Origin of the sequence: Methylobacterium sp. J-001, assembly GCF_022829565.1 — a bacterium.
In the GTDB taxonomy this organism is placed as follows: domain Bacteria; phylum Pseudomonadota; class Alphaproteobacteria; order Rhizobiales; family Beijerinckiaceae; genus Methylobacterium.
In genome coordinates, this window is record NZ_JAKSYN010000196.1 from 11,903 (window position 1) to 26,723 (window position 14,821).

A 14,821-nucleotide genomic window follows, 5' to 3' on the forward strand; every position below is an offset into this window, starting at 1 on the left:
TGGCCTCACCAGCGATAGCGCAGGGTGGCGTAGACCGTGCGCGGCAGGCCGTAGAAGCAGCTCGAATAGCTGAAGCAGCCGGTGACGTAGCGCTCGTCGAGCAGGTTCTGGACGTTGATCTGCGCGCTGAGACCGGCGAGGCGCGGGTCGAGATGCTTCATGTCGTACGAGGCTACGGCGTCGACGAGCAGGCTCGACGGCACCTCGAAGGTGTTGGCCGGGTCACCCCAGGACGAACCGAGATAGCGCACGCCGCCGCCGAGCCCGAGGCCCAGGAGCGGGCCGCCGGTGAAGCGGTAATCGACGAACAGCGAGGCTGTCGTGTCGGGGATCTGGACCGGGCGGCGGCCGAGGAGCGGGACCTGCCGCCGGGTCAGGTCGTTCTGCGTCGTGCTCGTGTCCCGGGTGTTGCGCGCGTCCAGCAGAGAGAATCCGCCGATCAGGCTGAGCCCTTCGGTCACGCTCGCCCGGGCCTCGAACTCGACGCCCTGAACCCCGACCTCTCCGGTCTGCAGGCTGAAGCCATTGTTGGCCGGGTCGGGCGTCAGGGAGTTCGACCGGCGGATGTCGAAGGCCGCGGCGGTGAGCAGGATGTCCGTGCCCGGCGGCTGGTACTTGATCCCGGCCTCGTACTGATCGCTGGAGATCGGATCCGGGATACGCCCGGCCGACCCGAGGGCGGTGTCGAAGATGCGCCCGTTGGTGATCGGCTCGAATGCCTGGCTGTAGGAGACGTACGGGGCCACGCCGTTCTCGAACAGGTAGAGAAGGCTCGCCCGGCCCGTGAAGGCATCGGAGGGCACGTCCTGGTACGCGACCGCGCCGGTGGCCAGCGTCCGGGTCGGCCCGGATTGGCGCGCCACGTCGTAGCGGCCGCCCAGGGTGAGGACGAGGCCGCCGAGCTTCATCTGATCCTGGAAGTACACGCCGGTCTGAGCCGCCGTGATCTTGGCCGCCGACGTGAAGGCCGGGGTCGGGATGTTCATGGCGTAGTTCGGCGCCAGCACGTTGAGGTCGGGCGCGCTCGGGAACGGCGTGGTGAGGCTCCAGGTCCGGAAGGTCCGGTGATCGACCCCGAGCAGGGCGGTGTGCGCCACCGGGCCGGTGTCGAAATTGGCCACGGCGTTGTTGTCGAGGGTGTAGGTGTCGATATCGACCCGGGTGCCGATGCGGGCGCGGCCGAGCAGCGGCCCGCTGGCGAAGGGGCCGTTGGCATCCGCGAAAGCGCTGTAGACGCTGCGGTAATCCCCTTCCGTGCGCAGATAGCGGCCGGCCGAGTGGAACCGCAGCCAGTCGGTGACGCGATGGTCGAACAGGTATTCGATCGAGCCCTGCGTCCGGTCCGAGCGCTCGAAGTTGCGGTCGCCGTCGTAGAAATCCACCGGCAGGCGGCCGATCCGTCCGCTGCCGAAATTCCGGGCGAAGACGGTGCCGACCGCCGGGAAGCCGCCGTAGAAGCCGGAGAACGGGTCGCGCTGGTAGTTGCCGATGATCGTCAGCGACGTGTCGGTGGAGGGCCGCCAGGTGAGGCTCGGGTTGATGAAGGCCCGCTCCACCCGGGTGGTCACCGCCTGGGCGTCGCCGTTCCAGCCCAGCCCCACCACCCGGTAGGCGAACTGGTCGGCCAGGCCCGGGATGTCGGAGGCGATGGGGCCGCCGACGTCGAAGCCGCTGCGCACCTCGTTGAAGCCGCCGCCCTGGATGAAGACCTCGCCGTGGCGGACGAATTGCGGGACCTTCGAGACCAGGTTGACGATGCCGCCCGGACCGGACTGCCCGTACAGGACCGAGGCCGGTCCCTTGATGATGTCGATCCGCTCTAGCCGATAGGCGTCGACCGACGGGAACGCGTCGCGGTTGGTGGGCAGGGCGAGCCCGTCGAGGAACAGCGGCGCGACGAAGCCACGGATGTAGAATTGCTCCAGCCGCGTCGCCCCGGCGCCGCCGCGCTGCTCGGTGGTGACGCTCGGGGTGTAGCGCAGCGCCTGCGTGACCGTCAGCGCGTTCTGGTCCTCGATCTGCTGTCGCCCGATGACCGAGATCGATTGCGCCGTCTCCAGGATCGGCGTGTCGGTCTTGGTGCCGACCGTGCTGCGGCTGGCGACATAGCCCGGAACCGGGCCGACCGCCCCGCGGGCGCCGTACAGGTCGCCGTTGAGGGTCCGGCCGCCGCCCTCGCCCATGACGCTCAGCTCGGACAACTCGATATCGGTCGTCGGCGCGCTCTGGGCTCGGGCGGCGCCGGGCACGACCAGGGCGCAAGTCGTCGAGAGCAACGCGAGAGACAGGGATCCGGCCAGCGACCGTTCGATTGCGCTCCAGGTCGTTTCTGCCCGGGACCGGTTCATTGTAATGCCTCTAATAAGAGCGCGAAAACGCCCACGCTCTTCACGAAAACATCGGCCTCACGCCGTCGTGATCGTGTTGGCATCAGAATATTAATCGAGGCAACCGCTATGTTGTGGAGCCGTTCTAATATAACTTGGATCTATTCCAGGTTGCGTCGGGCTTACAGCGATGATCCCGAGGGTTAGGAGCGCCGCCGCCGCCGGAGCCGTGCACGCGACGCTGTGGGTATCCGGGCCGCGCTCGGTATGGACGCGACGGAATCCGCCATCGCGGTGCCTACGCCGAGATGCGACGACGTGATGACGCGGCGGCAGCGGCTCGCGGTTACGGCCAAGATATGCAACCTACACAAGCGAGGGTTGCATGGTGGCGCGAAACTCAATCGTGCGCGATACAGTTTGGCAGCTTCTAGAGCGGGGCCACTTTCGGCCGCGCAGCGTGAAAGACCGTTTCGACATGATGACCGTGACCAAGCCGAAGCTCGCGACCGCAGCCGATCGCGCGATCGGAAGCCGGATCGCCGCGCTCCGGGCCGCGCAGGGGCTGAGCCAGACGACGCTCGGCCATGCGATCGGCGTCAGCTTCCAGCAGGTGCAGAAATACGAGAAGGGCCGCAACCGGGTCGGCGCCAGCCGCCTGCAGATGATTGCCGATCTGCTCAAGGTTCCGGTCGAGACGTTTTTCACCGATAAGCTGCCGGCAGAAGCCGGCGCCGAGCCAGTCCAGGCGCTGTTCGACGATCCCGAGATTATGGACCTCGTGACGGCGTTCCGGTCCATCCCGGACCAGACCACCCGCAGTGGCGTCCTGTCGATCGTGAAGGCCGCCGCCGCGCTTCGGCAGGCCCACGCCGAAGCCTGACCAAATCCCGGACGCCGGCCCTCAAGCCTGGCCGGCGAGCAGCCCGCCGACCGCGTTCACGATATGCTGGGCGATGTCGGGGGCGCCGGTCATCTCGCCGAAGCTGCCCCGGGTCATCGGCCCGAAGGCGTAGAGGCCGGCCTGGGCCTCTCCCGAAGGATCGAGGACGCGGCTGCGGCGATCGACGGCGAGGCCGAGACCCACGGCGTCGAGGCTGGCTGTTCCGTCGGCCAGCAGGGCAGCCACCAGCGGGTTGCGCGCAACCTCTCGCTCCGGCCCCGTACACAGAACCACCGCGTCGAACCGACGACGCTCGGTCTCGCTGCGGCTGCGTCCCAGTTCCGCCTCCAAGCGCCCGTCCGGGCCGAGCGCCAGGCCGGTGATGGCCGCCCGTTCCACCGTGAGGCGTCCCTCGGTCCGGGCTCGGGAGAGGGCCGCTTCGATCTGCGGCGCGATGCGGAAGCGGTGCACCTCCCAGAACGGCAGAAGGCGGCGGACGACCCGCCGCTTCTCGTCGGGCGGCAGGCTGCCCCAGAGATCCGGCAGGGCCGGGCGCAGGGAATCGACCACCGCATGCCAACCCAGGGCCGGGTCGACCGCGGCGATCCGCGTCCGGACCAGCCGGAGCAGGTCCAGCGCGGTCGCGGGCCGCTGCCCGCCGACTACGTCGAGATCCATCTTGAAGACCCCGTGTGTCTTCGGCAGGAGACCGCGCCGGGATACGGCCGTGATCGGACCGCGATGCCCGCCGGCGCCGAGGCTCGTCACGACATCGGCCATGGTCAACCCGGTGCCGACCACCAAGACGGAGGCGTCCGGGTCGATTCCCGCCAGCGCGTCGGTCGCCCAGGGATCGGCGACCAAGCGACCGGATTGCGCGACGCCCGCCGCGATCGGACAGGGGAGGGCGGGCACGGCGTGGCCGAAGCACAGCGCAACCCGGTCGGCCATGATCCGCTCGCCGGATCCGGTGACGATCACCCACGCCCCGCCCGCCATCCGCACCTCCGTGGCGGTGGTGCGCAGATGGCGCAGGCGCACCCGATCCGCCGCTGCCGCGAGGGTCCGGGCCAGGGTGTCGCCGATATAAGCGCCGTAATCGGCCCGGGGCACGTAGGCGCCGGTGGCATCCTCGCTCGCCGCGTCGGGCAGGATGCCCTGCGCATGCAGCCACGCGGTCACGGCCCCCGGTTCGTTGGTACCGATATCCAGACGGTCGCTCGGCACATTGATGCGATGGCTGCGATCTTGGGTGCTATAAGCCACCCCGCGCCCGAGCTCAGCCCGGGGCTCCAGCACGACGATATCGAGCGGCCCTCCTGATGCCCGGATGGCGTGGATGGCCAGAACCGCGCCAGTGAAGCCGCCGCCGACGATCGCGAGGCGCAGGAATGGGTCGGTGCGTGGTGTGATCACGGAGCAGTCCCGAAGATTTCCGGAGATCTTCGATCAGGCCCGCGATGCGCGCGCAACCCCGAGGAGGGGCATCGGCCCGCGATGCGCGCAGGGGCCGGCCATTCCAGGCTGCGCTGAAACGGCACAACGCGATGTTTCCCGTGAAACATCGTCCATTAACGCTGAGCCGCTACTGCAGGCGCCTCCGCTCCATCGGTAGCCGTTCTCCGCGGCGGGATCTTAAACCGTCCCGGGCGCGAACTGAACGAAGGCGCCCGCAAAAGCCGCACCGCTGGCGAGCGCTCCCGCTGCCCGATAGGTCCCCGCCGTCAGCCGGCGTCCGGGAAGAGCCCAGCTCAGTGCGGGCAGGGCGATCAGGTTCAGCACGATGCCCGCCAGCACCGCCGCCGCGATGGCTCCGAGCCACAGGGACAGTGCGCCGGTGAGGATGTGGTGCACATCTCCGAGCTCGTTGATCAGGCGGACGCCGCCGCCGGCCAGAAACCCGATGGCCGCCGCGCCGGTGATCGTTTCCCGGCGCAGGGCGATGCCGGGATGCAACGGCTGCGTGTTTTCGATCCCGCGCATGGGGGAGCTCCAACCCTGATATTCCAGCAGGGTCCCCCATTGCGCGACTGAATGCAATCAAAAGTTGTATTTATCGGACCTTGTTCGAGAGCCTTCGGGCTTCGTCGTTAAAGGCGCGCAACGGAGGGACTGCGCCCGGTTGCGGCTGCTCGCGGACATCGACGCCGCGCCGACGCTTTCACCTATCAGCGCCGCCTTCGATCGGCCCGGCGGTGTCGTGCCATCCCAAAGGTCGCCCGTGCCACGCCGCCGGATCGGTCCGCCGCGATCACCAGGCCGCCTGTAACCCTCCGGAGAACACCTGGGCGGTCGCGCCGGGACGGACCTCGCCGGTGTAGCTAGCCGACAGCGAGACGCCGGGCGCCACCGCGCCGGACAGGCTCACGCCCAGCACCGCGCCGTCCCGCGCCAGCGCGCTCGTGCCTGTCGAGAACGGCACCCCGAACAGGCGCGAGCGCACGATTGCAGCGGTGTCGGCCAGCTCATGCGCCCAGTAGGCCCGGGCTTCGAAGCGCAGGCCCGCGGTCTCGTCCATCGCCAGGCTGGCGAGACGCCCGCCCGCCAGGATCCGCGCGCCGTCGAGCGCCGCTGTGGTGAAGGCCTGCTCGGCCAGCCCGCCGCGCTCGACCACCCGGCCCCGGGTCAGTCGGTCGTAGCTCAGGCCCAGCTCCGGCACGATGTCCACCGGCAGCCCGGTGTCGATCGCGTAGCCAGCAAAGCCAGACAGGCTGATGTCGGCGCCCGCGGGCGCGCCGCTGGCCCGCACCAGGGCCGAGCCCAGGGTCACCGTCCGGTTGACCCGCCCGTCGGCATAGGCGCCCCCGGCCGTGCCGCGCAGCACGACCGCGCCCAACCGGGTGGTGCCGTAGAGCGTGCCGCCGTAGCTGTCGGCGCTCAACGTCCCGAGCCCGATGCCCGTCCCACCGTTCCGAGACACGCCGGTCTCGCGCAGGTAGCTGAACGCGCCGCCGACCAGCGTGTCGCGCTGAACCTGACGGTCGACGCCGAGCAGCAGCCCGCCGGCCTCGAGATTCGCCCCGCCGGCGGCACGGTCGCCCGCGCGCCCGCCGAACCCGTAGAGCGCGTCGGCCCAGATCCGGCCCTCGCCGGCGGCCAGCGGCTGGTCGGGCGCCCCGGCGCCGCCGCGCAGGTCGAGCGCGGTGCGGTTCGGCCCGAGACCGGGGCCGCCGGCGCTGAAGCTGGCGCCGCCACCGCCGAGCGTCAGGTGCCGGTCGATCGTGGCGGTGACCAGCCGGCGCGCCGTGAGGTCCGTCATCACCGCATCGCCGTAGCTCTGGCCCGACAGGCTCGCGAGCCCGCCCGCCAGGGTTCCGGGGGCGGCGGCGTAGAGCGGGTCGAACACCCGTGCCCGGGCAGCGTCCGGTCTGGTGCCGGCTTGTGGCCGGGCGCGGTCGAGGGCGGCGCCCACCATCCGGGCATTGCCGGTCTGGGCCAGGCCCAGGGGCGCGAGGGTGCCGTAGGCGGCGGGCGTCACCACCAGGTCGAGGCCGGTCGCACCGTAGAGCGCGTCGAAGCGCGTGGCGGCGGGGAGGCCGGCGGCCGGCTGGGCCAGGCCGCTGAACGAGCCAATCAGTCCGGCCTGTGCCACCAGCACGGAGAAGCGCTGGCCGAGCCCCGCGGTGAAGCCATTGCCGGCGTTGCCGGTGATCCCGCGCAGGACCGGCACCAGGGTGCCGTTGGCCGAAACCGTGCCGCTCGGGCCGAGAGCCAGCAGGCGGGCATAGGTGCCCGCCCCGGCGCCGGTGCCGGTCCCGTCGATGTCGAGCCCGAACACGCTGCCGGGGGCGAAGCGCACCGGGCCGGCCACGGTCAGGGTGCCGGGCGAATTGCCCGGCCGCAGGGCGCCGGCCACGTCGACCGGGGCGGCGATCGTGCCGGTGCCGCGCAGGGTCCCGGCCGACGCCACCGTGACGGGCGAGGTCCAGACGCCGTTGAGCGACAGGGTGCCCTGCTGGATCGTGGTCGGGCCGGAGAAGCGGCCGGTGCCCGTGAGGTTGAGCGCGCCGGTGCCGACCTTGGTCAGCGTCGTGGCGCTGCCGCCGTCCACGATGGCACCGGCATAGGTCGACGAGGCGGGGCCGCCGACGGTGAGCTGGCCGTTGCCCAGCACGGCCGTGCCCGAGCCGGACAGGCTCGCGATGCTGAAGGCGCCGCCGCCGAGGTCGAGCGAGCCGGTGGTGGCGAGCGCGGTGATCCCGGCGATCGGGCCGGTGAACAGCAGGGCGCCGGCGTTGGTCAGGGCCCCGTTGAGCCGGCCGGACAGGCGGGCGGTGCCGGTGTTGGACACGGGCCCGTTCAGGGTGCCGTCGCTGACCAGCAGCCCGGCATTGCCGATCTCGGCGGCCGAGAGGCTCGCCCCGGCCGAGACCGCGACCGTGCCGGCATTGCCGAGCGCGCCGGCCAGGCTGTAGGCGCCGCTGGCGGCCACGGTCAGGGTGGCACCGCCGGCGTTGGTGAAGGCGCCGTCGCTGGCGACCGTGCCGGTGACCGTGAAGGTGCCGGCCGCGTTCCGGATCGCGCCATCGACCCGGCCGGCGCTGGCGACCAGGGTGCCGGTGTTGGTCACGCCGCCCGACAGCGTGCCGCTGGTGGTCAGGGTCCCGGCATTGGCGACGCCGCCGCCGATCGTGCCAGTGTTGGTCGTGTATCCGGCATTGGCGAGGCCGCCGGCGAGGCTGCCGCTGGTGATGAGGGTTCCGGCGTTGATCACGCCGCCCGCGATGGCGCCGGTGTTGGCGGTGTAGCCGGCATTCGCGAGGGCACCGGCGAGGCTGCCGCTGGTGATGAGGGTTCCGGCGTTGCTCACGCCGCCCGCGATGGTGCCGCTGTTGAGGGCGTACCCGGCATTGGCTAGGCCGCCGGAGATCGCTCCGCTGCTGGCGAGGAGGCCGGCATTGATCACGCCGCCCGCGAGGGTGCCGGTGCTGGCGGTGTAGCCGACATTGACCAGGCCGCCCGAGGCGGTGCCGGCGTTCACGAAGCTTCCGGCCGTGCCGACGGTGATCGGCGCCACGAGGCGGCCGGTTGCCGTCAGCGCCAGCGTGCCGCCCGTCAGGAGGGTGCTGCCCGTGTAGGTGTTGGCCGCCGACAGGCTGGCGGTGCCGAGGCCGGTCTTGATGAGCGAACCCGGCTCGGTCCCGTCCGCGATCACCCCCGCGAAGCTCGAGGTCCCGGTATCGATCTGCAGCGTGCCGGTGCCGTTGAGGGTCACCGGCCGGGCGGTGGCGAAGCCGTCGGCCAGGACTTCGAGGGTGCCGCCGCCGAAGGCGAGCCCGCCGGTCGCTGCGCCGAGATTGCGATCGGCCAGCACGCCGAGGACGCCGCCGTTGATGGTGGTGCCGCCGGCGTAGCTGTTGGTGCCGGTGAGATCGAGGATGCCGGCCCCGGTCTTGATCAGGCTGCCGGGTCCGGAGATGTCGTTGGCGAAGCGGCCGTAATAGCCCTTTGTGTCGACCGTCCAGGTGGAGGTGAATTGGCCCGGCCCGTCGATCGCCTTGCCGAGGTTGAGCAGGCCCCAGCCGTAGATATAGGCCGGCCCGATCGGGGTGGCGGTGGTGAACATCGTCTGGGCGATCTGCGGAGCCGTCAGGAACGGGAAGGCTTGGCGCAGAACCGCGGCCGCGCCTGCCACATGCGGCGTCGCCATCGACGTGCCGCTCTTGACACCGTAGCCGCCCGGCACGGTCGAGAGGATGCTGAACCCCGGCGCGGCGATGCACCAGGCAGCGGTGACGCCGCACCAATTGCTGAACCACGCAATCTTGTTGTTCTTATCGGTCGCGACAACGGAAACGATCGAGCCGGCGACACCTGAAAAGTCGATTTCGCTCTGGTCGATCGGGCGACCCGCATTGTCGTAGAACTGGTAGACGTCACTGTCAGCGTTGCGGGGACGAATAAAGGGGTACAGAGCTGCCCCGCTCGGGTTCACGGAGATGACGGGCTGATCACGGCGATCGTTGCCGGCCGCGAACACGAGCAGCATGTCGCTGTCGGCCGCCCGCTTGATCGCGTCGTACTCGCCTTTCGTTGCTTCGAGTCTGTATTGCTGGACTTGAAGTTCTTCGTAATTCGGATTGGGAATCCGATTTCCCTGGATGTCTTCAATATAAAGTTGGGGCAGCGTAGGCCCATAGCTGCCGTTGAAGATCCTCGCGCCCTGCCGGGTCGCGTGGTCGATGGCCCCGGGGCCATCCATGCTGAGATCCAGTATGGTCTTCCATGCGCTGTCCGGCGGCAACGTGTAGAGGGTCAGGATCGTGCTGTCGTAGGCGACGCCCATGGTGCCGACGCCGTTTCGGGCTGCGCCGATCGTGCCCGACACGTGCGTGCCGTGACCAACCGCATCCTGAATGAAACCCGGATCGATGGCGATGCCCGGAGCCGAGAAGAAGTTTCGCGATGCAGACGAAATGCGGCCAGCGAATTCCGGGTGCCCTCGATCGATGCCGGTATTGTAGACCGCCACCAGCACTCCAGCGCCGGTGAAGCCGCGCGCATAGGCGGTCGCGGCGTTGATCTGGGCGAGGCCCCAATCGGCCCGGTACTCGGGCGTGTCGAAATCCGCTGCCGTCAGGCCCAGGAAGGAGGGGGGGCGTCTCACGACGCTCTGCGCCGCCGCCGGCGCCAGAGAGGCGGTCAGCGCGGCGAGGGAGCAGCCGAGCAGGAGCCCGCGTCGGGCCCAACCGCGCCGATCTCCGGTACGGAACGATCTCGGGCAATGTTCGCCCACCGCACGCATGTCGTGCGCCAGATCGCGCTGGTTCGACATCAGCAAGGCCCCGTCATCCTCGGCTCAAAGCGCAGTGCGCGATGTAGGCGGATGCACCTTTTGCAGACTATGCCGTCCCGGCCACAGGATGCGGCGCAGGCGCGATTTGGCACTTCCTTCACCCCTTTTGGGACATACTGCATGAAGCGGGGCCGCGCGATGAGCGCTCTCGATCCGGAGCGACCGGCGGGGGAGACCATCCAAACGGTCCTGCCGAGTTGTGTCGATGCGAATCGATATTATTGGGCGTATTCATTCGATTACTTGCGATGTCGACTATCGAAGGACTGTCGTCGATCGAAAGAATCGGGATCATTGCGGATCCGATACGATGAGATATTACAGCGCCGCCGCCCTCAAAGCCTCTGCCGAACAGCAGCCGGGCCCTGCCACCGCCACGGCGTCCGCTGCCGACGCGGAGGCGTCTCGCCCGCGTGAAGCGGAGCCCGAGCCGCCCGCCACCGGCATCGCCTGCCTGCGCTTCGAGCCGCCCGCGGATCCGGACGCGCTGGGCCGGGCCTGGCAGGCGCACCTGGCGCCGGTCTTCGCGGTGAGCTTTGGGCCGGAGACCGACCTCACCGTCCCGATCGCGATGCGCAGCTATCACCTCGGCGAGTTGCTCGTCGGCGACGTGATTGCGCCGGCCCATATCCTCGAACGGTCGCCGGAGATGATCCGTCAGCAGGGCTCGATCACATCCTGCTGCAGTTCTACAGGCGCGGCCGCAGCCTCGTCGAGACGGACCATGCCGCCGGGCCGGTCAGCGAGGTCCAGTGCATCGTGTTCGATCTGGCGCAGCCCGTGCGCATCGTGGCGGGCGCCGTCGATGCCACGAATGTCCTGATCCCCCGCGCCCTGCTGGAGAAGCAGGGCTGCCGCCCGGACGCCCTGCACGGCCGTCCCCTGGACCACGATGGCGACCCGTTCGGGCGCCTGGTCCACAACTTCGTCGCCAACGTCGTGGCCTGCGGCGACCGGCTGGACCGGCGCGAAGCCCTGGCGGCGGCGTCCGCGATCACCCATCTCTGCGCGACTTGGCTGCGCGGCCGGGAAGCGGGGAGTTCCCCCCAGCACCAGGACGTGCGGATCCGGGTCCGCCGGTTCATCGAGGCGGAACTCGGCAATCCGAAGCTCTCGCCGGCGCTGATCGCCACGCGGCTCGGCCTGTCGCGCTCGACCCTGTACCGCCTGTTCACGCCGAACGGCATCGTCAGCTACATCCGCGACCGCCGCCTGATGCATGCGATGCGGATGCTCATCCGGGACGAAGCGCATCCGGCGCGCATCGCGCGGATCGCCTACGCGGTCGGCTTCTCAGACGAGCGCACCTTCCGGCGGGCCTTCAAGCGCCGGTTCGGCTTCATCCCGAGCGACGCCGCGCAGCGCCTCAGCCCGGGAAGCAGCGCCGAATCCCTGTCGGTCCTGCAGAGCTGGATCGAGAGCCTCTGAACCCGGCCTGCCGCCCGGATGGGCGAACCGCTCACGAAAGCCCGTCGTCGCGGCGTGCGGCACAGCCGTGTCGCACCCTTGGGGTGTGAGGCCCGACGATCCCGGATCCGGATCAGCGTCCCTCCGGCTTGTCGCAGCGACAGAACCGCGCCATCGCCGGTGCGGGACTGCGTATCCCGCTACCGCAGAAGGCCGACCCGGGGAGCTCGTCGCCGCGTTCATCCGTGGGTTGCGAAATCCAATGCTGCGCCGCTTGGAAGAACGGGCATAAGGCTTGCCCATCGCAGTTCCGGACGCCGGGCAGAGTCACGAGGCCGAGGATGGAATTCAGACACGATGCGGTCTACGCCTCGCGGCGTTCGCCGGTCTTCGCCCGCAATCTCGTCGCCACCTCGCAGCCCCTTGCCACGCAGGCCGGGCTGAGGATGCTGCAGCTGGGCGGGAACGCCCTCGACGCGGCGCTGGCCGCGGCGATCGCGCTGACCGTGGTCGAGCCCACCGGCAACGGCATCGGGTCGGACGCCTTCTGCATCCTCTGGCACGAGGGCCAGCTGCACGGGCTCAACGCCTCCGGGCGCGCGCCGGCCGGCTGGACGCCGGAGCGCTTTGCCCATCACAGCGCGTTTCCGCATCGTGGCTGGGACACCGTCACGGTGCCGGGTGCGGTCTCCGCCTGGGTGGAGCTGTCGCGGCGGTTCGGACAATTGCCGTTCGCGCGCCTGTTCGAGCCGGCCATCGGCTACGCGGAAGAGGGCTTCCTGGTCTCGCCGGTCATCGCCGAGCTGTGGCGGCGCGGCGCGGCGGAGCTGAAGACGCAGCCCGGCTTCGCGGCGACCTTCATGCCCGACGGGCGGACGCCGGCCGCCGGCGAGCTGTTCCGGGCCCCCGGCCATGCCCGCACGCTCCGCCTCATCGCCGAGACGCAAGGCGAGGCCTTCTACCGGGGCGAGCTGGCGCACCGGATCGCGGACTTCGCCCGCCAGCACGGTGCCGCCCTCGACGAGGGCGACCTGGCGGAGCACAGCACGGATTGGTGCGGCACCATCCGGCAGGATTTCGGCGGCGCGAGCCTGCACGAGATCCCGCCGAACGGGCAGGGCATCGCGGCCCTGATGGCGCTGGGGATCCTGCGCTCGACCGGCCTCGCGGACCTGCCGGTGGACAGCCCGGATGCGCTCCATCTCCAGATCGAGGCGATGAAGCTCGCCTTCGCGGATGTCTACGCCTACGCGGCCGACCTGCGCTACATGACCAAGGTCACCCACGACCATCTCTTGGACCCGGCCTATCTCGCCGCCCGGGCGGCCCTGATCGACCGCCGACGCGCGCAGGTCTTCGGAGCGGGCGCGCCGAACGAGGGCGGGACGGTGTGCCTCGCCACCGGCGACGCCGGCGGCATGATGGTCTCCTACATCCAGTCGAACTATTCGGGCTTCGGCTCCGGGGTGGTGGTGCCGGGGACGGGCATCAGCCTGCAGAACCGTGGCTACGGCTTCACCCTCGCCGAGGGCCATCCCAACCAGGTCGGCCCGCGCAAGCGCCCGTTCAACACGATCATCCCGGGCTTCGTCATGCAGGACGGGGCGCCGCTGATCGCCTTCGGCTTCATGGGCGGCCCCATCCAGGCGCAGGGCCACGTGCAGGTGCTCGTGCGGACCCAGCTCTGGGGGCAGGACCCGCAGACCGCCGTCGACGCGCCCCGCTGGCGCCACGTCGCCGGATTGCAGGTCGCGGTCGAGACCGCGTTCCCCGCCGCGGTGCTGGGCGCGCTGGAGGCGCGGGGCCACGAGCTCGTGCGCGAGCCGCCGGATTCCGCCTTCGGCTTCGGCGGCGCGCAGCTCGTGCGCCGGATCGACGGCGGCTACGTGGGCGGCTCCGATCCCCGCAAGGACGGCCACGCGGGCGGTTTCTAGGGCGCTCGCCACCGGAATCGCTACCGGTCCGGCGCAAGCGAGCGCCGTGGATCCCAGACACATCGCGGCGCCCGAGGATCACATTCATCATGTCAGCACCGGACGCGGCCGTCAGTCCGACACCCTCCCGCGGCGCGTCGCAGATGTACAAGGCGGTGATCGCCTCCTCGATCGGCAACGCCCTCGAGTTCTACGATCTCACGCTGTACCTGTACTTCGCGGTGACGATCTCGAAGCTGTTCTTCCCGACCAGCAACCCGACCACCTCGCTGCTGCTGGCGCTCGGCAGCTTCGGCATCTCCTACCTGATGCGTCCGCTGGGCGCGATCGTGCTCGGCCTCTACGCCGACAGGGTCGGGCGCAAGCCCGCGCTGATGCTGTCGATCGTGCTGATGATGGTCGGCACCTTCATGATGGTGGTGATGCCGTCCTATGAGTCGATCGGCATCCTGGCCTCGATCGGCGTGCTCGCCGCGCGGCTGATCCAGGGCTTTTCCGTCGGCGGCGAGTTCGGCGCCTCGACCGCCTTCATGGTCGAGCACGGTCCGGCGCGGAAGGGGTTCTTCGCGAGCTTCCAGTTCGCCAGCCAGGGCCTGGCCAGCGTGATGGCGGCCCTGTCCGGGGTCATCCTGAGCGCCACGCTCAGCCCGGACCAGATCGGCTCCTGGGGGTGGCGCCTGCCGTTCGCGTTCGGATTGCTGATCGGTCCCGTCGGCCTCTACATCCGGCGCAACATCGAAGAGACCCCCGAATTCGAGGCCTCGGCGGACGAGGAGACGACACGCTCGCCCGTGCGCGACCTGTTCGTGCAGCAATGGCTGAACATGCTGCTGGCGACCGGGCTCGTGGCGACCTCCACGGCCCTGAACTACATGATCAGCTACACGCCGACCTACGCCGTCAACCAGCTCGGCCTGCCCTCCTGGATCGGCTTCGTCGCCTCCTTCGTCGGGGCCGTCATGCTGATGACGGTGGCGCCGCTGGTCGGGCACTGGTCGGACACGGTCGGACGGACGCCGATCATGCGGGCCGTGGTGATCGGCGTCTTCGTGCTGATGTTTCCGGCCTTCGCGCTGCTGATCAGCTATCCGGTGCTGCTCGTGATCGTCCCCGTGCTCGCGCTGATCGGCGCCCTCAAGGCGAGCTACAGCGCGGCCTTGCCGGCGCTCATGGCCGAGATCTTTCCGACGCGCACGCGCAGCACCGGCATGAACATCAGCTACAATGTCGGCGTGACGCTGTTCGGCGGCTTCGCGCCGTTCTGGATCGAGAGCCTGATCGCGATCACCCACACGGCGCTCGCCCCCAGCTTCTTCCTGATGTTCGCGGCGAGCGTCAGCCTCGTCTGCATCGTCCTGGTCCGGCGGAAATTCGGATTGCGCTGACGGCCGCCGGGGCCTCCCGGTCCGCAGCGGGCATCGTCGGTCGGTGCGCCGGGCGCCGCCGACAACCGGCCCTGCGCGATCCGTCTCGG

9 protein-coding genes are annotated in these 14,821 nt (G+C 69.9%); 5 read left to right on the forward strand and 4 right to left on the reverse strand.

Annotation, left to right across the window (positions count from 1 at the left end):
- Nucleotides 1–5 precede the first annotated feature (5 nt).
- The gene (locus MKK65_RS23050; protein WP_409565484.1) at nt 6–2,348 is read right to left on the reverse strand and encodes a TonB-dependent siderophore receptor; all 2,343 of its coding nucleotides are present in this window, start codon (nt 2,346–2,348) and stop codon (nt 6–8) included.
- Between the two features lie 457 nt (nt 2,349–2,805).
- On the opposite strand from MKK65_RS23050, the gene MKK65_RS23055 reads away from it, so the two are divergent.
- Nucleotides 2,806–3,210, forward strand: coding sequence for a helix-turn-helix domain-containing protein (locus MKK65_RS23055; protein ID WP_058191762.1), 405 nt, complete (start codon nt 2,806–2,808; stop codon nt 3,208–3,210).
- Between the two features lie 21 nt (nt 3,211–3,231).
- Here MKK65_RS23055 and MKK65_RS23060 read toward each other — a convergent pair whose 3' ends face one another.
- From MKK65_RS23060 to MKK65_RS23070, 3 genes are all read right to left on the reverse strand, one after another.
- Nucleotides 3,232–4,626, reverse strand: a complete 1,395-nt coding sequence (locus tag MKK65_RS23060) for an FAD/NAD(P)-binding protein (protein ID WP_243960358.1) — start codon at nt 4,624–4,626, stop codon at nt 3,232–3,234.
- Nucleotides 4,627–4,845: 219 nt separating this feature from the next.
- A complete protein-coding gene (locus MKK65_RS23065) occupies nt 4,846–5,193 on the reverse strand; it encodes a hypothetical protein (RefSeq protein WP_243960359.1) in 348 nt (115 codons plus the stop codon).
- Nucleotides 5,194–5,461: 268 nt separating this feature from the next.
- Nucleotides 5,462–9,985: a S8 family serine peptidase gene (locus MKK65_RS23070; protein ID WP_279596919.1), complete on the reverse strand. Its 4,524-nt coding sequence runs from the start codon at nt 9,983–9,985 to the stop codon at nt 5,462–5,464.
- A 226-nt stretch (nt 9,986–10,211) separates the two neighbouring features.
- Here MKK65_RS23070 and MKK65_RS31605 point away from each other — a divergent pair, with 226 nt between their 5' ends.
- The 4 genes from MKK65_RS31605 (at nt 10,212) to MKK65_RS23090 (ending at nt 14,732) form a co-directional block, all read left to right on the forward strand.
- The gene (locus MKK65_RS31605; protein ID WP_409565485.1) at nt 10,212–10,829 is read left to right on the forward strand and encodes a hypothetical protein; all 618 of its coding nucleotides are present in this window, start codon (nt 10,212–10,214) and stop codon (nt 10,827–10,829) included.
- The gene (locus tag MKK65_RS23080) at nt 10,766–11,434 is read left to right on the forward strand and encodes a helix-turn-helix domain-containing protein (RefSeq protein ID WP_409565486.1); all 669 of its coding nucleotides are present in this window, start codon (nt 10,766–10,768) and stop codon (nt 11,432–11,434) included. The genes MKK65_RS31605 and MKK65_RS23080 overlap by 64 nt, the downstream gene beginning before the upstream one ends.
- Nucleotides 11,435–11,754: 320 nt before the next feature.
- Complete coding sequence (locus MKK65_RS23085) at nt 11,755–13,347, forward strand: gamma-glutamyltransferase family protein (RefSeq protein WP_243960360.1); 1,593 nt, start codon at nt 11,755–11,757, stop codon at nt 13,345–13,347.
- A gap of 89 nt (nt 13,348–13,436) precedes the next feature.
- Complete coding sequence (locus MKK65_RS23090) at nt 13,437–14,732, forward strand: MFS transporter (RefSeq protein ID WP_058191765.1); 1,296 nt, start codon at nt 13,437–13,439, stop codon at nt 14,730–14,732.
- Nucleotides 14,733–14,821: the final 89 nt, after the last annotated feature.